The organism is Halarcobacter mediterraneus (assembly GCF_004116625.1).
GTDB lineage: Bacteria > Campylobacterota > Campylobacteria > Campylobacterales > Arcobacteraceae > Halarcobacter > Halarcobacter mediterraneus.
In genome coordinates this window covers 106,683-131,839 of the sequence record NZ_NXIE01000004.1, presented here as the reverse complement: position 1 = coordinate 131,839, position 25,157 = coordinate 106,683, and the positions used below count along the sequence as shown (strand labels likewise).

General features: G+C 24.8%; 27 protein-coding genes. 5 read left to right on the top strand and 22 right to left on the bottom strand.

The window, feature by feature from the left end:
- Positions 1-13: 13 nt before the first annotated feature.
- A complete protein-coding gene (locus CP965_RS10435) occupies positions 14-361 on the top strand; it encodes a DUF6172 family protein (RefSeq protein WP_129062052.1) in 348 nt (115 codons plus the stop codon).
- A 7-nt stretch (positions 362-368) separates the two neighbouring features.
- Here CP965_RS10435 and CP965_RS10430 read toward each other — a convergent pair whose 3' ends face one another.
- Both CP965_RS10430 and htpG read right to left on the bottom strand, forming a co-directional pair.
- Positions 369-1,481: a hypothetical protein gene (locus tag CP965_RS10430; RefSeq protein ID WP_129062051.1), complete on the bottom strand. Its 1,113-nt coding sequence runs from the start codon at positions 1,479-1,481 to the stop codon at positions 369-371.
- A gap of 183 nt (positions 1,482-1,664) precedes the next feature.
- On the bottom strand, positions 1,665-3,578 hold the full coding sequence (gene htpG / locus CP965_RS10425) for a molecular chaperone HtpG (RefSeq protein ID WP_129062050.1): 1,914 nt from the start codon (positions 3,576-3,578) through the stop codon (positions 1,665-1,667).
- Between the two features lie 199 nt (positions 3,579-3,777).
- Here htpG and CP965_RS10420 point away from each other — a divergent pair, with 199 nt between their 5' ends.
- From CP965_RS10420 to ciaB, 3 genes are all read left to right on the top strand, one after another.
- Positions 3,778-4,893: an RES domain-containing protein gene (locus CP965_RS10420; protein ID WP_129062049.1), complete on the top strand. Its 1,116-nt coding sequence runs from the start codon at positions 3,778-3,780 to the stop codon at positions 4,891-4,893.
- An 18-nt stretch (positions 4,894-4,911) separates the two neighbouring features.
- Positions 4,912-5,778 carry a hypothetical protein gene (locus CP965_RS10415; RefSeq protein ID WP_129062048.1) on the top strand — a complete coding sequence of 289 codons (867 nt, stop codon included), beginning with the start codon at positions 4,912-4,914 and terminating at the stop codon, positions 5,776-5,778.
- A gap of 79 nt (positions 5,779-5,857) precedes the next feature.
- The gene (gene ciaB, locus CP965_RS10410; protein WP_129062047.1) at positions 5,858-7,732 is read left to right on the top strand and encodes an invasion protein CiaB; all 1,875 of its coding nucleotides are present in this window, start codon (positions 5,858-5,860) and stop codon (positions 7,730-7,732) included.
- A gap of 19 nt (positions 7,733-7,751) precedes the next feature.
- On the opposite strand, the gene CP965_RS10405 is transcribed toward ciaB, so the two are convergent.
- Positions 7,752-8,528, bottom strand: a complete 777-nt coding sequence (locus CP965_RS10405; RefSeq protein WP_164971019.1) for a fibrobacter succinogenes major paralogous domain-containing protein — start codon at positions 8,526-8,528, stop codon at positions 7,752-7,754.
- 170 nt (positions 8,529-8,698) lie between these two features.
- On the opposite strand from CP965_RS10405, the gene CP965_RS10400 reads away from it, so the two are divergent.
- A complete protein-coding gene (locus CP965_RS10400; protein ID WP_129062045.1) occupies positions 8,699-9,136 on the top strand; it encodes a globin domain-containing protein in 438 nt (145 codons plus the stop codon).
- Between the two features lie 17 nt (positions 9,137-9,153).
- Here CP965_RS10400 and CP965_RS10395 read toward each other — a convergent pair whose 3' ends face one another.
- The 19 genes from CP965_RS10395 to CP965_RS10305 all read right to left on the bottom strand — a co-directional run bounded on the left by CP965_RS10395 (position 9,154) and on the right by CP965_RS10305 (position 25,107).
- Positions 9,154-9,717 carry a hypothetical protein gene (locus tag CP965_RS10395; protein ID WP_129062044.1) on the bottom strand — a complete coding sequence of 188 codons (564 nt, stop codon included), beginning with the start codon at positions 9,715-9,717 and terminating at the stop codon, positions 9,154-9,156.
- Between the two features lies 1 nt (position 9,718).
- Positions 9,719-10,228, bottom strand: coding sequence for a PulJ/GspJ family protein (locus CP965_RS10390; protein ID WP_164971018.1), 510 nt, complete (start codon positions 10,226-10,228; stop codon positions 9,719-9,721).
- Positions 10,225-10,620, bottom strand: coding sequence for a hypothetical protein (locus tag CP965_RS10385; protein ID WP_129062042.1), 396 nt, complete (start codon positions 10,618-10,620; stop codon positions 10,225-10,227). The genes CP965_RS10390 and CP965_RS10385 overlap by 4 nt, the downstream gene beginning before the upstream one ends.
- Complete coding sequence (locus CP965_RS10380; RefSeq protein ID WP_129062041.1) at positions 10,620-12,125, bottom strand: GspE/PulE family protein; 1,506 nt, start codon at positions 12,123-12,125, stop codon at positions 10,620-10,622. The genes CP965_RS10385 and CP965_RS10380 overlap by 1 nt, the downstream gene beginning before the upstream one ends.
- A 1-nt stretch (position 12,126) precedes the next feature.
- On the bottom strand, positions 12,127-14,082 hold the full coding sequence (gene gspD, locus CP965_RS10375) for a type II secretion system secretin GspD (protein WP_129062040.1): 1,956 nt from the start codon (positions 14,080-14,082) through the stop codon (positions 12,127-12,129).
- A complete protein-coding gene (locus CP965_RS10370; RefSeq protein WP_164971017.1) occupies positions 14,069-14,887 on the bottom strand; it encodes a PDZ domain-containing protein in 819 nt (272 codons plus the stop codon). Before CP965_RS10370 ends, gspD begins: the two co-directional genes overlap by 14 nt.
- Complete coding sequence (locus CP965_RS10365) at positions 14,871-15,302, bottom strand: hypothetical protein (RefSeq protein WP_129062038.1); 432 nt, start codon at positions 15,300-15,302, stop codon at positions 14,871-14,873. The genes CP965_RS10370 and CP965_RS10365 overlap by 17 nt, the downstream gene beginning before the upstream one ends.
- Positions 15,299-15,697: a hypothetical protein gene (locus tag CP965_RS10360; RefSeq protein ID WP_129062037.1), complete on the bottom strand. Its 399-nt coding sequence runs from the start codon at positions 15,695-15,697 to the stop codon at positions 15,299-15,301. Before CP965_RS10360 ends, CP965_RS10365 begins: the two co-directional genes overlap by 4 nt.
- Complete coding sequence (locus CP965_RS10355) at positions 15,694-16,620, bottom strand: hypothetical protein (RefSeq protein ID WP_129062036.1); 927 nt, start codon at positions 16,618-16,620, stop codon at positions 15,694-15,696. The genes CP965_RS10360 and CP965_RS10355 overlap by 4 nt, the downstream gene beginning before the upstream one ends.
- Positions 16,601-17,260, bottom strand: a complete 660-nt coding sequence (locus tag CP965_RS10350; protein WP_129062035.1) for a hypothetical protein — start codon at positions 17,258-17,260, stop codon at positions 16,601-16,603. Before CP965_RS10350 ends, CP965_RS10355 begins: the two co-directional genes overlap by 20 nt.
- 3 nt (positions 17,261-17,263) lie before the next feature.
- Positions 17,264-18,478 carry a type II secretion system F family protein gene (locus CP965_RS10345; RefSeq protein ID WP_129062034.1) on the bottom strand — a complete coding sequence of 405 codons (1,215 nt, stop codon included), beginning with the start codon at positions 18,476-18,478 and terminating at the stop codon, positions 17,264-17,266.
- Entirely contained in the window at positions 18,468-19,010 is a 543-nt protein-coding gene (locus CP965_RS10340; protein ID WP_129062033.1) for a prepilin-type N-terminal cleavage/methylation domain-containing protein, read from the bottom strand. Before CP965_RS10340 ends, CP965_RS10345 begins: the two co-directional genes overlap by 11 nt.
- Positions 19,010-19,384: a type II secretion system major pseudopilin GspG gene (gene gspG, locus CP965_RS10335; RefSeq protein ID WP_129062032.1), complete on the bottom strand. Its 375-nt coding sequence runs from the start codon at positions 19,382-19,384 to the stop codon at positions 19,010-19,012. Before gspG ends, CP965_RS10340 begins: the two co-directional genes overlap by 1 nt.
- A gap of 45 nt (positions 19,385-19,429) precedes the next feature.
- Positions 19,430-20,200, bottom strand: coding sequence for a diguanylate cyclase (locus tag CP965_RS10330; protein ID WP_129062031.1), 771 nt, complete (start codon positions 20,198-20,200; stop codon positions 19,430-19,432).
- Between the two features lie 10 nt (positions 20,201-20,210).
- Positions 20,211-21,494 (bottom strand): SagB family peptide dehydrogenase, encoded by a 1,284-nt coding sequence (locus CP965_RS10325; RefSeq protein WP_228712713.1) that lies wholly within the window; start codon positions 21,492-21,494, stop codon positions 20,211-20,213.
- Positions 21,495-21,506: 12 nt separating this feature from the next.
- Positions 21,507-22,445: an alpha-L-glutamate ligase-like protein gene (locus CP965_RS10320; protein WP_129062030.1), complete on the bottom strand. Its 939-nt coding sequence runs from the start codon at positions 22,443-22,445 to the stop codon at positions 21,507-21,509.
- A gap of 1 nt (position 22,446) precedes the next feature.
- Positions 22,447-24,006: an inactive transglutaminase family protein gene (locus CP965_RS10315; RefSeq protein ID WP_129062029.1), complete on the bottom strand. Its 1,560-nt coding sequence runs from the start codon at positions 24,004-24,006 to the stop codon at positions 22,447-22,449.
- A 1-nt stretch (position 24,007) separates the two neighbouring features.
- The gene (locus CP965_RS10310; protein ID WP_129062028.1) at positions 24,008-24,715 is read right to left on the bottom strand and encodes an ATP-dependent zinc protease family protein; all 708 of its coding nucleotides are present in this window, start codon (positions 24,713-24,715) and stop codon (positions 24,008-24,010) included.
- 182 nt (positions 24,716-24,897) lie between these two features.
- The gene (locus CP965_RS10305; RefSeq protein WP_129062027.1) at positions 24,898-25,107 is read right to left on the bottom strand and encodes a hypothetical protein; all 210 of its coding nucleotides are present in this window, start codon (positions 25,105-25,107) and stop codon (positions 24,898-24,900) included.
- Positions 25,108-25,157 lie beyond the last annotated feature (50 nt).

The following is a 25,157-nucleotide window of genomic DNA, read 5'->3' as shown; positions in this document are numbered from 1 at the left end:
TCAAAGGTAAGACTTGAAAAAGACTTTTAAATTAAAGCAAGAAAACAAACACCCTGATAGAGTTGTAGATTCTATTAAATATGAAGTAAGAAAATATATCAAAAGAGAAAAAAGAAAAGCACTTCCTGAAGATAAAGACTTTTGGTTTTTTGACTGTAAATTTGCAATAGGTGATGAAGAACCTAAAGTAATAGAGTTTGCAGATATCACAAAATCTATTGATGAAGCAGCTAAATCTGAAGCTGATACTTTCTACTTAGAAATACTTGCAAGAGCAGAAAAAAAACCTGAGAAAGAAGAAGAGGAAACTTTAGAGACTAAAGAAGTTGTATCAGAAGAAGAGGATAAAGTAGAGGACTAATCTAAGATTAGTTTTCCTCTACACTTTTAAGTAAAGTTATTTGATTCATTATCTGTAAACTATCTTTTAAATTTCTAAATATTTTAGTTCCCGTTGTTAGAATATAAATCAATTTTGTATAACTATCTTGATAAAATTTTTCTACTAACTTATCAAATTCCTCAACATAATATATTTCTTTTCTAAAATCAATCAAGGCTGCAAATATTGCTAATATATATTTATCTTCTTTTTTTAAAAAACTTTCTAATTCAGTTTTATTTATAGTACGTGATTTGTATTCTTTTATATAATTATAAACGTTTGCAAATTTCACTACATCAACTTTTCTTATTTTATTTTCAATACCAATATATGAAGAAAACTCATAATGATTTTTTATTATATCAATAGCTTCAGAAAGTTTTCTATTAGTTAGATTATATTCTTGCCTTATCTTTTCTTTTTCCTCATTAAATTTTTCTTCTTTCCAATATTTATAATTAGGTAATTCTTTTGCAATCTGTCTAATTTCTTCTCGTGATAATTTATCTGTATGAACACCATATTTATATTCAATTTTAAGATTTTCCAATAACTCTGTTACACTATCTATAAGTTCTGATAGTTTTTGATATCTACTATAAAAATTTTTAATATTAATATGAGGAAATTTTTCCAAATGAATTTTATTTTCTTTTGTGTACTGATACCTAAACATTTGTCCTGTGGCATCAATTTCAAAATAGTCACTTATTAGCTTTTCCTGTTTATTTACTAATGAATGAAACCTATAGTCAAAATTTTCTAAGGAATATTCTTTATATGTATCCCATAAATTCTTTAAATCATGTGTATTAACTAATTTAGGAAAATCTATACTTGTATTTATTTCTGAAATATCAATAATAGAGTTTTTAAAAAATAGCTCTATTGAATGTCTTGCACAAAAAAGCATAGGATAAATTAATGTATCTAGGTTATGGGTATCTTCAATTATCTTTTCATATATTACTTTAACAGATTCTTTATAACCTTCAAGATAAGAACTACTTAGAGGATTATTTTTCCCTACACATGAATTAAACTGTGTATTTGGTCCAGATTTAAAAGTTTGATTAGATTTATTTTTTATATTCATAAAAGTTATTCTATCACAAAAATAAAGATATTTATTTAAAAAAGTAAATAAGCAGATTTATATAGAATAATGAGTTTGGTTTAGATTCTAGAAGAAGAGGTTTTAGTTCGAAGGAGCTTACATTAAGTAAGTGACTGAGAGATAGGTTCTCTTCGACGACGAAGATGAACCTAAATCATTATTTTATAAAGCTTTTGCAGTGATTCTAGAAAGTCTCTGTGCAAAGGCAACAGTATCAGTGATTTCCATACCTTCACTTAGTTTTGCTTGGTCTAATAATACCCAAGATACATCTTCTACCATTTTATCATCAGAATAACCATTTAACTTCTTAACAATTTCATGGTCAGGATTAATTTCTAGGATTGGAGCAGTTTCTGGCATTTCTTGTCCCATTGCTCTCATCATTTGAGCCATTTGTGCCATTTGAGCATCTCCTGCATCTTTTACTACACAAGATGGAGACTCTGAAAGTCTATTTGTAACTTTTACATCTGCTACAGATTCACCTAAAATTTCTTTGATTTTCTTCGTAATATCTTCAAACTTCTCTTCTACTTCTTTTTTCTCTTCTTCTGTTTGTTCTACTTTTGGAGCTTCGCAAGAAGTAATATCTTTGAATTCCCACTCTTGGTATGCACCATACATTGGAGTTACGATTTCATCAATTTCTTTGTCATCTAAAATAAGTACTTCAATATCATTTTTTTTGTATGCTTCAAGAAGTGGAGAGTTTCTAAGAACTTTCTCATTTTCACCTATGATATAGAAAATAGCTTTTTGTTCTGAGTCTGCATTTTCTTTATATTTATCTAAAGAAGTCATTGAATCAGCTTCAGTTTTTGTTGATTTAAATCTAATAAGCTCTAACAACTTATCTTTATTTGTAAAATCTTGATATGCACCCTCTTTTAGTGGTCTATTATATTGTTCAATAAATTCTTTATATTTTTCTTCATCTTTTGAAAGTTTTTTGATTTCTGATAAGATTTTCTTTACAGAAGATTGTTTAATATTTGCTAATATTCTATTTTCTTGTAAAATTTCTCTTGAAACATTTAATGGTAAATCTTCAGAGTCAATAATACCTCTAACAAATCTAAGGTACGTTGGTAATAAATCTTTTTCATCATCTGTAATAAATACTCTTTTTACATATAGTTTTACACCTGGTTGATAATCAGCTCTGTACATATCCATTGGGGCAGTTTTAGGGATATAGAATAATGTAGTATATTCACTTACACCTTCAGCTTTTGTATGAATAGTTGCCAATGGATCTTGTGAATCATGAGAAATTGATTTATAAAAATCATTATACTCTTCTTCTTTGATTTTTGATTTTGGTTGAGTCCATAAAGCTGTTGCCTTATTGATTTGCTCATGTCTTTTTTCTTCTGTTTTCTTTGCTTCTTTTCCAGCTTTTTTATCTTCTTCACTTAATTCTTCTTCTATTTCTTCTGTATAGTTTAAGTAAATAGGATAAGCAATATGGTCAGAATATTTTCCTACAATATTTTCAATTCTTGGTTTAGAAGCAAACTCTTGGGCTTCTTCATCTTTTAACTTGATATAAATAACTGTACCACTTGACTCTTTTGTACAAGGAGATAAATCAAATTCTCCTGTACCAGTTGATGACCACTTATAAGCTTGTTCTTCTCCTGCTTTTTTAGAGATTACATCTACTTTTGAAGCTACCATAAATACAGAATAGAAACCAACACCAAATTGTCCAATTAAGTTTGAATCTTTTTTTGCATCACCTGTTAAAGCTTCAACGAAAGATTTTGTACCTGATTTTGCAATAGTACCAATAGAAGCGATTAAATCTTCTTCATTCATACCAATACCATTATCAATAATAGTTAAAGACTTATCTTCTTCATCAAAAGTAATATTGATTTCTCCAGACCAATCCTCTGGTAACTTTGATTTTATATTATCATCTGTCAATTTTAAATAGTTTAGTTTATCAATTGCATCACTTGCATTTGATACAAGTTCTCTTATAAAAATCTCTTTATTTGAGTATAAAGAGTGTGTCATTAAATGTAATAGTTGTCCTACTTCAGTTTGAAATTGATGCTTTGCCATAAATTTCTCCTATAATTTTTATTTTTTTTAGAACTTAATTTTAACAAAACTTTATAAAAGGAAGCTAAAGTTTTGATAAAAATTAGCACTTTTTATTTTTGAGTGCTAAAGTAAAAAAGTTTACTATTTAAGCTAATAAAATAATTATTTTAATTTCTAAGTGATATAATATATTTAAATAAAATAATTTAAGGTTTTTATGGAATATTTTTGTTCAGAATGTTTTAATGATTCAAATATAATTGCATATATAAAAGAATACGGTGAAAAAATAATTGAAGAAAACTATATTTGCAGATGTGGTGCAGATGAACCTTTATATAAAATAGAAAAAGATTCTATTAAAGATTTTATTGAATCTACTATAAGTAAATTGTATCATTTGGACGAATTCGCTTATCATATAGCAAATAGAGAGGCTGAAAAAGAAAATGATTTTATAAGAAATTATGCTCCTTTATATTCTTTAGAAGAAATCTGTGGAGAATTATTTGATGAAGATACAAATACTTTACTTGAAATAATTAAAAAATCTTTACATTATTCTGAAGTTGCGAATGGAGAAAATGAATTCATATTTAATAATAAAGATACTGAACATTGGTTAAGTAATTGTTATGATGATAATTATAATTTTTACTCTTTATCAAAATGGGAAAAATTTTGTGAAAATGTAAAGCATAAAGCAAGATATTTTGACCATAAAGATTTTAGTGTCTCAAATACTCTTAATGAATTTAAAGAGTTCTTTCAAAAATTAAAATGTTTTAAAGATTATGATATTTTTAGGGCAAGAAAAATAAAGAATTTAGCAAAAAAGATTGAGATAGAGAATAATCCTGCTTGTGAGTTAGGGAAAAGCCCGATTAAATTTGCTCAAAATAATCGTTTTAGTCCTATTGGTATTTCTTATGGTTATTTTGCATTAGAAAAAGAAACTGCAATAAAAGAGATTAGAACAAATGATAAAAATGAAATTGCTATTGGTAAATTTAAAATAGACAAAAACCTAAAATTATTAAATTTGTGTAAATCAAATATGGGTTCAAAAATAAACATATTTCATGAAAGTTTTGATATTTCAATGCATTGTCAAAAAAAATTTGTATTAGAATTTTTAGAAGACATATCAAAACCAATAGATAAAAAAGATAAATTATTAGACTATGTTCCAACCCAAATAATGGCTGAATATATTTGGCATTTAGGATATGATGGTTTTTTATATGATAGTAGCCAAAATTCTGATGGAACTAATTTGCTTATCTTTGAAAATAATTATAAATATCTAGATTATGAAATAATTAAGAAATAAAACTTATGGACAATAATAATGAATGAATTAAAATTTGGATTTTTACCTTATAAATTTAATATTAATAATGAGATCTTTGAAATCAATACTTTGAGTTCAATAGAAGAATCATTTAATTGTTTTAAATCAAGACTTATAAAAGATAATTCTGATTATGTATATTATCCAAATTATAAAGAACAATTAAGATTACCATCTAGTCATATTTTGAAATTAAAAAATAAAAAAATCAATGATAAGTATTTTTTATACTATTTAATTCATGTGATTGGTTTTAATTTTAATCAATGGGTTATGCCAGATAATTATTGGTTTGATGGAACCGTAAAATTAAATTCTATTGAAATTAAAGAAATACAAGAAAATTATTTAGAAGATTTGATTAAATCATCCATAAAAAGTTATCAATCAATCCCTCAAGACTGTAAATACAGAAACACTATAATTTCAGCTTTATATTCATATAACTCATACAAAAAGTTTAAGTGGGAATTTGAATGGTTGTTTGAACTTTATAAATCTTTTGATGCTTTATGGCAATATTCAACTTGTTGTTTAAAAAACAATGAACTTATAAAACAACATATGCTTTTGAAAAAAGAAATAAAAAGTAAACATGAAAGAAGATTAAAAACTGTTTACAAGTTTTTAGAAATATCTGAATCTAAGTTGCCTAATAATATTTTGGATAAAATCTATAAACTCAGAAATGAATTAGTTCACGAAGCAAGATGGGATGGGGAAATAATTGGACACAAATTATCAGATAAAAAAACATTCATGGCTGTGATACAATTTAGCTCTTTTGTAAGAAAATTTATGAAATTTGCACTTACTAATGATAAACTTTTCAATTTCCCTGAATCAAATTTATGGAATATTTAAGTATATATTACTATATATATAAAATTCATTGAATTAAAATATACTTTTGATAAAATAAACTCTGACAAAAAGGATAAATATGACTGATAAATTTTTAAATGATTTAATAAAACTATATGAATATTTAGATTTACAAAAAAACAATACTAATAAATTAATAACATATTTAGAAGATGAAGAATATGACAAACTAACAATTATTGATGAGTTTGCTAAAACTTTAAATTTAGAACTTGATTCAAACTTAAGACTTGCACTTGTAACAAGACTTGTAAACTTAAGAGATGATTCTTTAGTTCAGGTACTTAAAAAAATAGGTAAAAATGAAAAAGAGATTATAGATTTACAAGAAAAAGCTTATTGTTTTGTAAGAGATTTTTGGCATGAAAAGCATAAAAATACAATTGATTATATAAAACATAATAATCTTTTAACACCTTTTTACCAAGAAATTTTTACAGGTGTTTATAATGTTGGTCTTAAAATGTCATCTTGGCAAAGTTCATGGACTGCACATATTATAAATGGTGTAAATAAAGAGCTTTTAAATATGTTTGATGGAAATGAAACAAAAGTTTTTGAATATCTAAAAAAACATAAACTATTTGATTTAGGGCATAATAACATTGAAGCAGATAGATCTTATTCTGCACTTGTAAAAGAAAAGGATACCTATAAAAGTAAAGCATATATTGATAGCTTCAAAAAACAAACAACAGAAGTTGTTGATGCTTTAGAAAACTTTGAACAAAGATTAATAGAACTAGAAGATGAAGAATTTGGTCAAAAATGGGATTATATTCTTTATATTCAATCACTTATAAAAGCCTTTTCTGAAAATAAAACCCATCTTCTTGTTGAGAAATGGGCTGATGTAGATAGAGCTTGGATGAAAATCAAATCTCCAGTTCAAATAGGACATCCTTTAGAATACTATGAAGATCATTTTAGAAAAGCAGTTGCATTAGAATGGGATATTAGACTTACAAATCCACATTTTGCACAAAATGACCACAGAGTAAATAAAATCAAATCTGCCTTTGCAAAAATTTTTGATAATATTGAACAAAGTGATGAATATAAAGCAACTTATGACTTTTCACTAAAATCACTTGATAAGGTTCAATTATATATTGGAAGACCTGCACTGTTTTTTGGGGCTGAATTTAATGGACTTTTTTCAGCACAAGTTGTACCAAATGATGAAATAGTATCAAAAGAAGAAGGTAAAAAGATATTTGCATTTTCAGATGAGATATTGCAAATATCAAGAGCTAAACCATTTTTAAAACTAAGTCAAGAGATTTTTGGGCAAAAACTTCTTACAAAAGATAGAGAATTTTTATTTAATGAAACTGATAAATGGCATCAAGTTTATGATATAAGTACAATTGGACATGAATATGGACATATTTTATGGTGTGATGATGAAACAGAAACTCTCATGAATGAAACAGGAAACTTTAAAAACATAGAAGAGTTTAAAGCTACAACTGGTGGACTTATTTCATTTTTCTTAGATACTCAAAACGATGAAAAAGAGTTAGAAGAACAAGTTTTAATAGACCTAGTTAAAAGAGCTGTAGGACTTATAGGCTGGATGGAAGTTGATGAAGTACAACCATATTATTGTGAAGGTTTAATTCACTTATCAGGTTTATTTACAGTTGGTATCTTAGATTTTGAAAATGAAAAATTAAATATTGACCTATCTGTTTGTAAAATAGAAGAGTTAAAGCAATGGTATGAAAAAACATATACAGATTTAGCAAAACACTATTTAGATAAAAAAGATGCCACACAGTTTTTAGAAAGATTTGCTAAAAAAGAGTCAAAATACTTTATGCCTAGTGATTCAAAAATCAAAGCTTTTGTAGAGTTTTACTTCAATAGATATAAAGAAATAGGACAAGAATTAGACAAAGAAGATAAAAAGTCTAACTATATAAAATAAGAAGAATAATCTTCTTATTTTAACCTTTAATACATCTAACTGAAAAACCTGTTTCTCTAAACATTTTATATTCACCTGCATCTTTTTTTGTAAAATTTAAATAAACAGACCTATTTGCATTTACGGAAGTTGACCAAATATGACCATAAGCACCTTGATAACTTAATCCTGCATGTCTTCCATTTCTATAACCTGTTGTTGGCATTTTTAAAAAGTTTCTAAAAGCTGTATCTCTATTTATGACCTTTACTGCACCTACTTCTTCATCTATTTTTTTATAATAATCTACTGTTTCAGATCTTAATTCTTGAATTGTTGGTACTCTAAAACCTATCGGACAAACTGAACTTCCATCAGTTTTACTCCATTGAGTTTTTCTTAAATTACCATTACTATCAAGACTAGTCCAATCATAAGGACTAGAAGTCACTGTAATAAAACTATTCCCAGCATTTGTTATATCATCTGCCCTTAAGTTTTTTGATGAATCACTATTGATTTTTTCATGTCCATCTTTTAATCTTCCCCATTGATATAAATCACCAAAACAAGCTCCTTGGTCTGCAATATATTCTTTATCAGATTTGAACTCATCTCTTGATTTAGTACATACAGAAGTAGCACCTAAATTTCTATCTAACCATTGTTTTCCAGTAATTGGAGAAGTTATCACTTTATACTCAGTTCCATTGTGAACTATTGCTGTTTTATCTGAATCACTTGATTCTTGACAACCACTTAATACTAAACCTAAAGTAAAAAATGAAACTAAACTATAGTATTTTATTTTTTTCAATTTTATATCCTTATTTATTATATTTAAAAGTAAAATTTTAGCTTGTTTAGTTTAAATTATTGTTATTTTTAAAATAGTATTTTAATAAAAAATAAAATTTAGTTCTGAAATTTTCTAAAACTTATAAATATATTATTGTATATTTTTCAAAACTTCAAATAGGATACAAAATGCAATATAATATAACTCCTGCTCAAATAGGAACTAGACCTCAAGTTTCTTTACCAAATCCAAAAATACTAGAAGCTTTAGGTGAAGAAGGTATGAGAAAAATGGTTTCAGACCATTATGATTTATTAAAACAAAGTAATATTAGAGGACTTTTCCCTCCAACTGAGGAGGGTTTTGAAATGGCAAAAAAACATTCTGCTGATTTCTTTATTCAAATTTGTGGAGGACCTAGATATTTTGATATGAGTAGAGGTGCTCCAAGAATGGTTGCTAGACATATGCCTTTTGCAATTACACAAGAAGCTAGAAGAATTTGGTTAGAATCATATATTATGGTTTTAAATACTCTTGAATTAGACGAAGAGCTTAAACAATCTTTTTGGAACTATATTGATATATTTTCAATTTGGATGATGAATACTAATGATGAAAAATAAAGCTTAGGCTTTATTTTTTATTTTAATAAAAACTGTTGTATATATTTTTCTTCTTGATAAAACTTACACCAACCAAATCTATCACATCTTTCTATCTTTAAAACAGTATTTCTTTTTACTTTATCTATTTTTTGAGAATTTGCATTAGGTAAGGTATATATATTTGCAATATTTGTTGCAACTATATAATTCTTATATTTTATACTATTTTTTTTAGGTACAAAAACTTTCTTTTCTTTAATTTCTATATTGTTTCTATTTTTAAACTGGATCAACTCTTTTTTTAAGAGTTTTATTTCCTCTTTTAATTTATCAATATCTTCATTATTATTCTTATTTTCTAAAGAAGTTTTTTCTTTATAAACCTCATCCATAAGTAAAGTAACTTTTTGTTTTAACTCTTTTATATCTTCTTCGTTTAAATCGGTTTTTTGCTTAGTTTCATCAACATCATTTAATAAAGCTTCAAAACCAATTTTAAATAAAAAGAGTTCTAATTCTGATGGTTTTTGAGTTTGTGTTTGTGTATTTGCACTTAATATACTAATAAAAAGTATAAAGATTATTAGATATTTCTTCATTTTAGTTCCCCATTATAAATGTTGTAAAAAGTTCTCTTTTATTATTCTTTAATGTTATTGAAAATAATATTTTATCAGCTTTTTTAAAAACTTGAAACTTTTTAACATTTTTTTGCACAATATCTATATAAGAAGTCTCAAAGAAGTTTTCATTTATTTTATTTCTTTCAAATTTATTTTTACTTTCTACTCTTATAAGATTATTCTCTTTTGATAAAAGGTAAGTTATATTTGTATAAAAGGCATTGTGATAAGTATTAAAAGACTCAAAAGTTATAAGATAGTTTTCATCTTTAACTTGTTGTAGTTTTATAGTATCTTCTTTAGCTTCTGCAATATCTTCTACTAAAATTTTATAAAGTTCATTAGTATTTATATCCTGCTGTAAGTATTTACCAATATTTTTATTCATTGATTTTGTATCATCTAATACTTTATACAATACAGTTAAAATAATCAAAAATATAGTAACTGAAATAACAACTTCTAAAAGAGTAAATGCTTTTTTCAAAATGATATCTTTATTCTATAAATATTTTTTTTCACTTTTTCATCAACTAAATACTCAGTTTTTGTTTTATTCAAAGTAAAAGAAAAATTATCAAGTTTTATATCCTCTTTAGAAAGAAGCTCTTCTTTTACTTTTATTTTTATTTTTTTTAATTCTAAACGTAAATCATCATCTAAGTTACTGAATTCTTTATCTAAATATATATTTTCGTTTCTATTTGAAAAGGGCTTAGTGTCTAATGCTATTTGCAAATATTCTTTTTCTTTTTTTGTCTTTTCAGATTTCTCTATAAAGTTAAGAGAATTATTTCCTGACTGAATTAAGGCAAGTAAAGCGGTTGACAAAAGTGCAGTTGCAATGATAACTTCCATTAAAGAAAAAGACTTTTTCACTATTTTATACCTATTCTTATTGCCTCATCAACAGAAGTTTTACCTTCTTTTACCATTTGTTTTATTTGTTCAAATATTGGTTTCATTCCATTTTTTGTGGCAAGTTTCATTAAAGTATTATCATCAACATCACCTTTTAAATACTCTTTTATTTCTTCATCAATTACAAAAAGTTCTCCAATAGCAACTCTTCCTGCGTATCCAGTGTAATTACAAGATTTACATCCTACACTTTTGTATATTTTGTCATCTTTAGATAAGCCAAATACTTCATGGGAAGCTGTAGATTCATCTTCACATTTACAATCATCACAAAGCTTTCTAACTAATCTTTGAGCAAGCACAGCTAATAAAGAAGAAGAAATTAAAAATTTCTCTACTCCCATATCAATAAGTCTAGTAATTGCTGCAGGGGCCCTATTTGTATGAAGTGTTGAAAAAAGCAAGTGTCCTGTTAATGCTGCTTGAACTGAAGTAGAAGCTGTTTGCTTATCCCTAATTTCACCTAACATTATAATATCTGGATCTTGTCTTAAAATTGACCTAAGTCCTGATGCAAAAGTTAAACCTACTTTTTCATTTACTTGTATTTGAGAAAATTCATTTGATTTATATTCAACAGGGTCTTCTACTGTAATAATATTTTTTTCTTCACTAACTACTTGATGTAATAATGAGTGTAAAGTTGTTGATTTACCACTTCCTGTTGGTCCAGTTACTAATATCATTCCATATGAGTTTTCTACTAATGTACTAAGTTCCTCTGTAATATGTTTTGCAAAACCAAGCTCAGATAAACTTAAAAGCTCATCACTTTGCATTAAAATTCTCATAACTACTCTTTCTCCATAAAAAGTAGGTAAAATAGAAACCCTAATATCTAAAGTTTTTCCTGCAATTTTAATTTGAGTTCTTCCATCTTGAGGTACTCTTTTTTCACTAATATCAAGGTTTGAAATAACTTTAATTCTTGAAATCACCAAAGACATAATATTTTTATCAAGTTCTATATGTTTTACTAAAACTCCATCAACTCTATATCTAACTTCTGCTTTTTGCTCATGCATTTCTATATGTATATCTGAAGATTTTTTCTTAATTGCTTGATAAAAAAGTGAATTTACAAACTTGATAATAGGTGCTGATTCTTCTGAAGTTAGGATATCACTTCCTACTTTTAAAAATTCACTTACTGAAAAATCCTCTTCTTCTAAAATTGCATCTTCTTGTTCTTGTTGAATTGCACTCATTTCTTTATCAGTTTTTATTTCTAAAAACTTATTATAAAGCTTTTCATAAGAGATTTCATCTAAAAATATAATTTCATACTCTAAATTACATTTTGATAAATAATCTAAAGACAAACTCATATGTTCTTTATTTATTGCTATTACTATTTCATCATTTATCTGAGTAAAAAGAACAAAATTTTTTAAAGCAACTTCATAGTTTTTTATCTCTTCATAAGGGAGTAATTTAGTGTTGTGGATTTCATTTATTTGCATTTTACATTCCAAACTGTTCTTTAAGAATCTTTTGATGTTGTACTTGACTTGGTGTTAATTCATCATTATCTTCTTTAACATATCTTTTTTCTTTATTTCCTAATTCCTCGTCAAGTTCTTTCATTCTTTCTTTAAACTTTCTCTTTTCTTGTATTTTTTTTATTTGTTCTTCTTTTAATCTAATTAGTGATTTTTCTAAAAATCTATCTTCTAAAGCTTTTAGTTTTGCTAATTGATTTCTTACAAAAGTTAAATCTTTTGATTTAGGAACTATATAAGGAGTCACTATTACTACAAGACTTTTTTTAGCTATATTTGTATTTGTATTCTTAAAAGCATATCCTAAAAGAGGAATATCCCCTAAAAGAGGGATTTTATCTTCTGTTTCTTCTTCTTTATCTTGAATTAATCCACCTATGATTACAGATTCACCATTATTTACAATAGCTGATGTTATTACTTCTTTTTTTGAAGTGTCTGCATTTCCACTATTTGTTGCAGTTGTTTTTACATCTTCTAAAATAGTATTTATTTCTAAAGTTACTTTATTATCATTTGAAATTCTTGGTTTTACTTTTAAAGTAAGTCCTACATCTTCTCTTTGATAATTATCATTTGTATTTCCACCATCTGTTGTAGTAGATGAAGTTTTAATAGAAATAGTCTCCCCTACATAAATAGAACTTTCTTTATTGTCAATTGCTAAAACTGAAGGTTCAGAAACAATATCTAAAGCTCCATCACTATTTAATAAAGAAATTGATGCACCTAAAGCTAATCCTGAACTAAGTTCTGGAATATCCAGTTCAAACCCCTGTGGAATACTTGCAATTGATGAACCACCATTTAAAGTTGAAGAAAATGTTGCCAAACCATCACTTCCAGCATTTCCTCCAAAAATACCATATTTAACACCTATTTCATCTAATTTATTATCATTAAGTTCAATAATTCTTGCTTTTACATAAACTTGTGCTTTTTCTTTATCAAGTTGAGCCAATAAAATCTTTATATATTCTACTTCTGAACTTGGTCCCATTATTACTATAGAGTTTGACTCCTCATCAACAGATGATAAAGGCTTATCATTTTCATCTATATATTTTTTCTTTCCAATTATTCCATCAATAATTTTTATAACATTTACTGCTTCAACATTTTTCAAAGGATAAACTTCAATAACTCTTTTTATTAAAGAATCATTTGTATCAATCTTTTTTATATAGTTTTTTAAATAATTTATATTTTTTTTATTTCCTACAAAAACTAAAGAATTATTATCTTTGTTTGCAACAATATCAATTTTTTGTGTTTCAACTTTCACATCATATAAAGATTTTGCAATTGCATCTAAATTTTTTTTAGCTTCTACTGCTGAAATATTTTGTAAAACTATTGTATCCATATTTTTTTTGGCACCATAACTCATAGAATTTACTACTTTTTTTATAGTTTGAATATTATTTAAAAAGTCTGTTATTACAAGAGTATTCGAATCTTTATTTGTAACCAGTTTTGCATTCTTAGAAATTAGATGCCTAACTTTTGAAGCTGTATAATCTACATTTACATTTCTAACTGAAACTATTTGAGTTACCATTTGATTATATTTATCTTTTGTATTATTAGTAACTACAGGAACATTTTGTTTTGCACTTTCATTTAGTTTTACTATTCTTAATATATTATCATTTTGAATTAAGGTAAAACCTTTTGACTCTAAAACAAAAATCAAAATATCTATTAATTCTTTTTTTGTAACTGGTTTATTTGAAATAAAATCAACTTTTCCTTGTATTTTATCTGTAAGCAAAATATTTTTATCTATAATTTTAGAAGTTAATTTAACTAACTGCATTATTTGCAAATCTTTAAAATTTACACTTATTTTTTCTTCACTTGCATAACTTATACTAACAAGTAAAATTAAACTTGCAAAAACTTTAATCAATTTCATATGATATCTCCATCAATTCTTTATTTCTTTGTATTTCTAAACTTAAATAATCAATTTTATTAATATTATTATAAACTTTAAAAGCATCTGCATATGACTTAAGTTTATTTCCATTTACACTTTTAATAATATCCCCTTTTTTTAAACCTAATTTAGCAAAGACAGAGCTTTTATTTATTTTATTTACTATAAATCCATCAAGTTTTCCATTTATTTTATAGTCTGAGATAGCTATATTATTCCAAACTTTTTCAATATTTGTTACATATTGATTTAAGTAACTTCTCTCAAGTTTTACTTTATTTCCATTTACTATTACTTTTTCTTTTATATTATTATTCATTCTTTGCATTTCATATTTAATACTAGAATCTTCAGGAATAACAAGTTTATACTCTACTTCATCTCTTAAAAAGACTACATAATTTTTATAAAGTTTTTTTAAAATATAATTATCTAATTTTGAATCCTGTTCTAAAATAAGACTATCATTACTTTTTATATTTTCAACAATTATCCAACCACTTAAATCCTCTTTTGCATAAATTGCTTTTAATCTATAATCAGATAATTTTTTTATATTTCCTACTTGTTTTTTTGTTCTATTTTCCAAATTTATATTTGAACTTTGTGAATAAAAGCCTTTATATTCATTATAAGTTAAAGTATTTACATTACTTGCTTCAAACTCAATACTACTTTTAGGTAGAAAAATAAAAAAAAGCATTGAAATGAAATAGCTTATTAACAATAAAATAAATAAAGGTTTTGAAAAAGTGAAAACTTTATTATAATTTATATTCATAAATATATGCTCCATTTTTCATTTTTAGTTTACCAAGTAAAGAACCATACTTAGTTTTAATTTTACTTGTTGGTTTAAAACTTGATTCAAATTTCAATTGTAATAAATCAAACTCACCTTGTAAATTCCCCAGTTCTTTACTTTTTGAACTTATTAATATTTTATTAAAATTAAAAAAAGAATAAGTTATATCAAAGTCATCAATTTTTGCTATTTTGATACCATCATAATATAAATCAAAATCTTCTAAAGAAAAACCTATAAAATCAAAATTGATAGTTTCATTTGAAATTACTATTTTTTCTTTTTGAAGTTTTTCTTCCATTAAAAAGTATAAATTTTCTTTGGGAAAGAAATAAATTAAAGTAAGTATAAAAAATAGACTTAAAAGAAGAAATCTTAAAATTTTTTTCATACTTTAACTCCTATTTCTAAATATATAGAGTCTTTTTTTACATCTAATTTTTTAAGAATAAATTTTTCATTTAAAACTCTTTTTAAAAACTTTTCTAAAACTTTTTCATCCTTTGACTGAATTTTTATTTTAATTATATTTTCACTTTGAGATACTAAAACTTTTTCATTTTTAAAACTTATACTTTTAACTAACCTATCTACTCTTTTTTCTATCTCTTCTTTATTAAACCAATTGTTTTTGTACTCTTTATATTCCAATGAGAGTTTATTAAGCTCTTTTAATTCACTTTCTATAGTATTAAGTGCATTCTTTGAGCTACTTAATAAAGATAAAGAAAAAAGGAAAAGAACAAAAACAAGTGATATTATATATATTGGATTTATTTTATTCATATTGAGATACTCACTATTAAATTATTAGATACAACTTTACTTGAAGAGATTTTATACTTCTTTTTTATGTAGCTCTCTATTTTTGTCTTATTTTTAGCATTAAAATAAAAAGACAAACTATTATTATCCATCTCAAAAAAGTTTAATCCTAAAGAAGAATTCGATACGAAATAAGAAATTATTTCTCTTTTTTTATTTTCAAATTCTATTGTTGATTTATATTTATTTATTATTGCATTTGTTTGTATTTTACTAGAAGGAAGGGATGAAGCTTTTGATATTTTTTCTAAATTTTCTTCTATATTATTAGTTTCTAGCTTATAAGAAAAGTATTTAATGAAATTGACTAAAGCTAAAAGTATAAAAAAAGTATAAATAAAACTTAAATTCTTACTATTTAAAATTGCACTATTATAAAGTTTTATATTCACTTTAAAAGAACTCAAATCTATTTTGTCTAATTTATTATCAATTGGGGAATTATCAACGGGAAGATTACTTGGTAATTTTACTAAGATATTATCTTGTGTATAAATAAAATTTTGATTTGCAGAACTGAAAGAACTAATATCTTTGCACTCAATTTGAGCAAAATATAAAGAGTCTATATTGGAAACATTTATTCCACTTTTTTTTATTGCTTCAAATATTTTTCCATTATCAAAAGCAAAACCTAAATATAAATTTTCTTCTATTTTTTTTACTTGATAAACAAGTTCTGAACTATCTTCTTCTATAATATCCTCAAAAAGAGTTGGTAAAATCAACTTTGCTTGTTTTTCTGTTTTTACAGGAATTTCAAATTTTCTTATCCAATAAAACTCTGGTGAAATAATAATATTTACTTTTTCTTCAATATTTAAAAACTTGCTACTTGAACTTAAAAATAGTGTTTTACTTTTTTTATTTGAAACTAATTTCAAAATACTTTACCTGTCCTTCTTTATCTAAAAGATAATAAGATTTTAAAAAATCTTTTTCCATAGAGACCTTTATTCTCAGAATATAATCCTTATAAGACTCTGTAAAACCAATGTTATCTTTTAAATCATTTATTTTATTTGAATATGTTCTTATAATAAAATTATTTATTATATCCTCAACTTGCTTACTACTTTTTATTTTCTCATCTTCATGTACTTTCGTTTCATAAAGTTCCTGCAAAATTGGATAATCATATATATTATTTACTTCTAAATAGCTTCTTAAATTATAAATATCTTTTTCTAAATCATCTAGTACATAATTTTTAGAAAGTTCATTTATATCTTCTTTTGTATTCTCATCTAAAGAAAATGAAACTCTTATACCTTGAAAATCAAAAGGAGGTAGGGATTCAAAAACTCCATCCTCTAAAAGTTCTTCAAAGTTATTTTTATTGTTTTTTATTGCATTTTGTATTTCTTTTTGAATATTTTTTGTTAAAAGTAAAGCTTGTGAAAAATCTAGCTTATAATTTTTTTGTTCTAGTATCTTATCGGTATCATCTAAATTTTTTAAAACTAAGATTGATATTGTAGCTATAAAAAATAAAGAAACTAAAAGAACAATACCTTTTTTCAAAACTTATCCTAAATTCATAGAAAAAATTGGCAATAACATTGCAATTACTATAAAACCAATTGTAACACCAACAAAAAGCATAAAAACAGGTTCTAATAAAGATAAAAATAAATCAGTTTTATCTTTATTTGACTCATTATACAAAGAGGCTAAGTTATTTAGAATTTCACTTAATCTACTTGTATCTTCTCCAATTGAAATTGAATGAATAAAAGCTTCATCTATCTTATAAATACGATTTTGTGCGAGTAAAGAAGATAATCTTTTACCTTCTACTACGCTATTTGAAGCTTCGATAAAAACTTTTTTTATAACACTATTTTTCAAAATATTAGCACTTAAATTAATAGCTTGAACTATTGGAACTCCTGATTTTATTAAAATAGAGTTCATATATGAAAACCTTGCTAACTCACCTTGTTCTATCATAGTAGAAAAGAAAGGTACTTTTAAAATAAATTTATCAAAAGCATATTTAAATTTTGTACTTTTTTTCATTAGAAAAATAAATAATGAAATAAAGAGGAATAAAAGTACTAAAATAAATTGATAATTATTGGAAAAGAAATCTCCTAAAGCAATTACTATTTGGGTACTTTTAGGTAATTCCTGATCAAACTGTGTAAAAATTGAAGTAATTTTTGGAACAATAAAAGAAAGCATAAAACCAACCATAAAAAAAGAAACAAAAAGTATAAACAATGGATAAGCTAATGCCGAACCTACTTGCTTTCTAATTCTATCTTGTTCCTTTAAAAAGACTGATAACTCTAAAAGTACAGATTCTAATAAACCTCCATTTTCACTTACTTTTATTGATTGTTTATAAAAATCTGGTAATTTTATTATTTTTTGTGCTTCCAAAGAGTCATAAAAACTTTTCCCTTCATCAAGATAAGTAGAAATAGTTTCAAAAAAAGAATGCATTGTTTTATTATCTTTATATCTTTGTTTTAAAAGATTTATAGAAGAAATTAATGTAAGTCCTGAATTAAGATAGATACTTAAATCTCTACTTAGATTTGATAAGGATAATAAAGGCAAAGTTTTTTTTCTTTTTAAAGAAATTTTTCCAAAATTTAAAGTTTCTTCTTTAATATCTGTATATAAAATTGATTTTGCTTTTAGTTTTAATTTTACTTCTTCTAAAGAAATAGCTTCAATTTTTCCCTTCGTTTTGAAACCATTTGAATCAAAACCTTGATAACTATAAAGCATCTTTTACCTCTATACTTTTATCATAAAATTCATCTAAAATTTCATTTGTGTTTTTATACACTTTAATAATATTTGAAATAGAATTGAAAAAATAGACTTTATCATCATATTCCAAAACTATATCTTTATGTTTATAATCTTCATTAAATTCTATTTCAAATATTGTTTGATAAGTTATGTTTTCTATTTTTATTTCGTTTAAATAAAAATCTTTTAAATCCTTTGTATACATATAAACTTTTGGTTCTTGAACAAATAAATTTTCAATTTTAATTTCTTCATTCCTTTTTCCATCTATAAAAATATAACAAGGGAAAAACTCATAATCCAAACAAACAAGTTTTAAACTTTTTTCATATGAAAAATTATTTAAAAGATAATTCTTCAAATCTGTAATCTCTAAATCTTTTTTTTGATTTTGTTTTAAATCAAAACTAGAAAAAGCTAAAAAATATACTAAAGAGATTAATAAAATTACAATAATAAGTTCTATTAAGGTAAAAGCTTTATTTACCTTAATAGAGTTTTTCATTATTGATTACACTTTGAATAATAAATATCATCTTCAGTTCCTTCTTTTTTATCAGAACCAAAAGAAATTAAATCAAAAGAATCTTCAGTTTGAACATATATAAAATCACTACTCCAAGCATCTTTAGGTAGTTTTCCATCTTCAAAATATTTTTTCTCTACTAAAATATTGATACCTTCTTCAGTGGTAGGATAACTTGAATTGTCAAGTTTATACAGTTTTAATGCCTGTGCAACACTTTTCATTTGTACACACACAATCTTTTCCTTTGCTTCTTCACTTTTACCAGTTAAATTAGGTAAAACAAAGGCAGCTAATAAACCTAAAATAATAATGACAACCATAAGCTCCATTAATGAGAATGCTTTCTTCAAATTACTTCCTTATAAAAAATAAATTAGATTATATTTAAATAAGGTTTATAAAAGGGTTACAATTCTATTTCTACCATTTTTTTTAGCTTCTAATAAAGAGTTTTTTGCTTTTAAAATAAGTTCATCTTTTTGGTCTTGATGGAGAGGGACTAAACTACTTATTCCTATACTTATAGTTAAAATATTTGAAGCAATAGAGTTTGCATGGGGAATTTTTAATCTTCGTACAGATTCTAAACATTTTATTGCTATATCATTTGCATTTGAATTATTTGGAAGAAGAATATAAAACTCATCTTTTCCAAACCTGGAAACTAAATCATTTTTTCCATTACAATATTTTACTATTATATTAGCAATCAATTTTAAACATTCATCACCTTCATTTTCACCATAGATATCATTAAAAGATTTAAATTCATCTATATTTACAATAAAAAAAGAAAGAACCTGTTTATCTTTAATTGCTTTTTTAATCAACTCATCAAACTTTGATAAGAAGTACTCTTTATTTAGACATTGAGTTAAAGAATCAAGGTTTGAATTGTTTTTTAAAGAACTATTATCAATAATCATCATATCAGATTTTGTTTCCAGTTCTTTTTTCAATTTATTTTTCTTTCTAATTTTATAATAAGTAAGAACTACAGCCACAAATATAAAGATAAAAGCTAAAAAAAATATTTTTATAAAAAAGCTTTGAGTATCAATTGAAGTTTTTTGTTTTTGAGAAATATCAAAATAAGTATCAATAGAAATATAAGCTAACAAAAAAAAAGATAAAAACATAAAAAAATAACAATACTTATTTTTCATAGTTTAATACCTAATTCCCTATAGCAAGAGCATATAAAACTTGTGTATATTCACCAATAAATTCACAAACCTCATCATCATAATATGCTCCTATTCCACTACAACCATATCCCAAATAATTTGATGCAAGATATAATCTATGTCCTAATAAACCAGCTTTTTGATATAAAGCTTGATAGTTTTTTTCTTTTGAAGTTAAAAAAAATGTTACAGCAGAAGATTTTCCTAAATCTTGTTCTAAACATAAATATCCAGCCTTTGAACTTAAATCACCAGTTTTCAAAAGCTTTTTATCTTTATAAAGTCCTAACTCTAAGCCTTTAACTCTATTGACAACATAATATATATCTACATCTTCATCACAATTAGAACAAATTTTTTGATATAGAACATCTAAAATTATATTTAATTCATTCTCACTTATAGCTTGTTTTGTAAAATCTCTAATTGAACGTCTTTTTATAATAATTTCTTCTAAAAACTTTTTTTGATAATTAAATATTGGTTTTATATTCTGTTTTACACAATTATCAACAACAATAGAATCTTCATAAGCTTTTTCAATCATTTCATTTTTTTCAAAAAAATAACTTCCATCAACAGTTGGAAGAGATAAAGAGATATCTTCAATATTTTTTTCAGTTTCTTTTGATAAAGAAATAGCAACAGTAAAAAACTCTTTTTCATCAAAATTAAATAAAGAGTTTAAAGCCTTTTTATCAAAATTATATAATATTTCATACTCTTTATCAAATAAATAAGAAGAGGCTTCAATAGTTCCTAAAATATGTCCTGCATCAAGTAAACAATATCGTAAAGCTCTATTTTTGTATTTCCAAGAACTTCTATAATAAATTGAAGAAATCAAAAATAAAAAACCATCTTGCATTTTTTCAAAACCTAAATGCTTTTCAATACCTTCATTTTCTATCTTTTTTAATAAAGTTATACTAGAACTTGCTATATCAAAATGATAAATTCCATCTTCAAACTCTTTGTTATTTCTACTTTGAAAATAAATTTCATTTGGATAAAGTGCCCCTGCACTAGGATTTACTCTTAAAAAATATTCAACTCCTGGATAAGTTTTTTTTGCACTTACTCCAGCAATATAAAAAATAAATTTATGTTCTTCTTTCTCTAAATCTAATTCTATTTTTTCAAAATTGTCTGGATATGATTTAAAAGCACTTGGTTGATTATTCCAGTCTAATCTATTAGGAAAACTTCTTACAGAAAAGTAAGAGTGCTTTGTTTTCATATGATATTCAAAAAAATTCTCAAAACTAGACAAAATCCTACCTTCCTATAAATTTTCTTTTGAAAAATTTATTTTTTCTTCAATTGTATTGTGAGCTCCATAAACCTTATCTATTTTATTAAATTTATTTAAAGCTCCTGTATCGTTTGCTATTTGAATTGCAAGTCCTGGTCTTGCATTTAGTTCTAATATTAGAGGTCCTTTTTCTTTATCAATTACAATATCAGCTCCTAAATATCCCATTTGTGTCATTTCATAGCACCTTGAGCAAAGATGAAGGATATCATCCCAATAAGGAATTACCAAAGTTTTCAACTCTTTATTTGTATCAGGATGAAATTTAATAGGTCTATTAAATTGAACAGCACTTAAGGCTTTTCCTGTTTTAATATCAATTCCAACACCAACGGCACCTTGATGTAAATTTGCTTTTCCATCACTTTGAGAAGTAGACAATCTCATCATGGCTAAAGCTGGATAACCTCTATAAACAATAACTCTTATATCAGGTACTCCTTCATAAGAAAAACCATCAAAGATATTGTCAAAGTTTACTAGTTTTTCAAATAAAGCAATATCATTTTTCCCACCTAAAGAATACAAACCACTTAAAATATTCGAAATATGTCTTCTAATATCAGAAGAGTTAAGTTCTTCTCCACTTGGTTTTATATATTTACCATTTTTTTTATCAACAATTACGAGAATTCCCTTTCCACCACTACCTTGTGCTGGTTTAATTACAAAGCCTTTTTCATTTTTTATAAATCTTAAAAATGATTTTACTTCTACTTGAAACTGAATATACCCTAGAAGTTCAGGTACTGCTAAATTATATTCATAAGCTAAATGTTTTGTTTTTAATTTATCATCAACTAAAGGATAGTTTTTTCTATTATTATACTTCCCTATAAAATTAATATTCCTATTATTCATTCCTAAAATACCAAGTTTTTTTAGTTTGAATGGATTTGCTAAAAACATTTTATTTATTATCTACCATTGTTTTAAATCTATATAATTCACTTAATCTATAACCACTATATCGACCAAGGAGAATTGTTAATCCCAGAACTATTAATAAAACCTCAGGAAAGTTAAAAGTAAGGAAACTAAGTGTCTTATTAGTCATTGCAAAAAAAGCAACTATTGCAACAATCAAAGAACCACTTCCTTGTTGAAATACTTCTTTTGCCCCTTCTTCTTCCCAAAGAATTGACATTCTTTCAATAGTCCAAGATAAAATAATAATAGGGAAAAATGTAATACTTGTTGCATATCCTAAATTAAGTTTTTGTGACATAATTGCTACAAAAGCCATAATTGCTAATACAACTATTAAAACAGAGGAGATTCTTGCAACTAATAATAAATTTAAATAGGATAGATACGACCTTACAATTAATCCAATAGTAACAACAACTATAAACATAACTATTCCAGGAACAAGTTGAGTTTCAATAAAAGCCATAGAAAGAAGAATAGGCATAAAAGTTCCAGAAGTTTTAAGTCCTATTACAACTCTCATAAAAACCACAACTAATGCTCCAAGAGGAACTAATAGCAAAAATTTAAAAGTATTTTGAGTTTCATTAGGTAAAACAAATAAAGAGAAATCCAATAGTGTACTTTCATTTTTTATATCTTTTACTAAAGCTGCACTTCTTGCTGGAACTATATTTTTTGTTATAGAAAATCTTACACTAGAGTTTTTTACTCCCTCAGCTTCTAATAAAAACTGTGTTCCCCTTTGCCAAATAAAAATATCCAAATTATTAGGAGTCATTCCTTTATTTATATCAAAAAGATACCATTTATCTTTATAAAACACTTCTAACATAGGAACTAAATCTATATTTCTTTTTTTATCTTCTAAGTATAAAGCACCAACTGTTCGTACACTATATCCCATAAAATTAATCATTTTAACTAAAGAATCTCTTTTTTGTTTATCTGTACTCATAAAATTATTTCTAATTAACTTTGTAGATTGAGAAGGTTGTTTTAGATTAAACTCTTCTATTAATAAAGAGGTAAAGGTAAGAGAATTAGCACTTTTTGAATAGATACTATCTAAAATAGATTTTGAAGCCATCATTATTGGATTTTTAACATCTTCTGAATAAATTTCTTGTTCAAAATCTTCCTTAGGCTTAATTTTATTGTATTTATCTTTTATAACATCAATAGAATAATATAAAGTTTGTTCCCCTTGTATTTGTCTTTTTGACCAAATACCTTTTCTAACATCATTTAAAGTTTGAACACTATATCCATAATTGGGAGAACTTGAATCTTCATTTATTATTAGAAAACCATTTTGTTTAGAAGGGATTGTTAAAGAAACTATTCCACTATTATCTTTAATTTTACTATCAAAAGTTATTTTAGCTTCAATATTCCAAATATTATCTGTTTCGTCTTGAAAAAGAGGAAATCCTAAGTAAACAATTTTATATGTAATTAAAGAAAAAGCTAAAATAATTAAGAAGAATGAAAAAAAGATTACTTTGTGAGTATTAGAAAGTTTAAACTTTGAACGCATCTTATTTCTTTGTAGGTTTAGTTATATATTTTTTTGAAACATCTACTACAATATATCCATTTAAAAAGTTTCTTCCTATTAATATTGGATAATTAAATTTACTTCTATCTGTTAATGAAACATCAATAACTTCACTATAATCACCTAAATTAATTCTCATTTTTACAACATACCTTCTTTGATTTTTTTCAACCCCATGTCTTTTGATACTAACAACTCTTTCTACTGGTAAACTTTTTTCAATAAGTTCTTTTTTCTCATTTTGAAACTTAAATTTAACCCATTTTTTACCATCTCTTTCAAACTCTTTTATATCTAAAGCATGAATAGATGTTGTTGTTGCTCCTGTATCAATTTTCGCTTCATATACTTGTTCTATTGAAGGAATATAAACTTTTTCATAAATGCCAACTATTGTTTTTTTATCTTTAGTCACAGGTTTTTCCACAAAAACAGTTTTTATTTTTTCTTTTACAACAACTTTTGGATTTAACTCTTTTTCAACAAGTTCAATTCTTTTTTCTAGAAGAGTAATATTTTTTTTAACTTCTTCAACCTTTTCATTGGTCGCTTCTATTTTTTGAAGATGTAATTTCTTTTCTTCATCTTCTTTTATTTGTTCTAAAGAATCTTGTTTTATTTGAGTTGTTGCAGTACAGGCAGAGAAGAAAGTTATTATAAAGTAGAGTAAAATAAGATTGTATTTCATTAATTAAGACCTTTTTTTGTTAAAATAGACTTTTATACATTGATATTAATAAGTGATTATTACACTTAAAACATTTGGAATTATAATATTTTAACCTAAAACTTAATTAAAATAAATTTAATAAGAAGAATGAATATTAATGTTATTAAAGAAAGAGAAAGAATCTCTTTCTAAATATTTAGTTATTTTTTTGAGATATCAATCCCAGGAGCCTGTTCTGAACCAACATAATCATCAACTTCATTATTATATTTGATATAAGAAAAAACAGCTCCTACAACTAAACAGAAAATAATTACTAATAATACAGTTCTTCTTTTTTCTTTAGATTCTTTATTATTATAATCATCAATTTTATCTAAAGATAACTCATCATCCATATTACTTTTCATGACAACCCCTTTTTTATTTTACTATACCCTATAAGTACTTAAAAAAATAG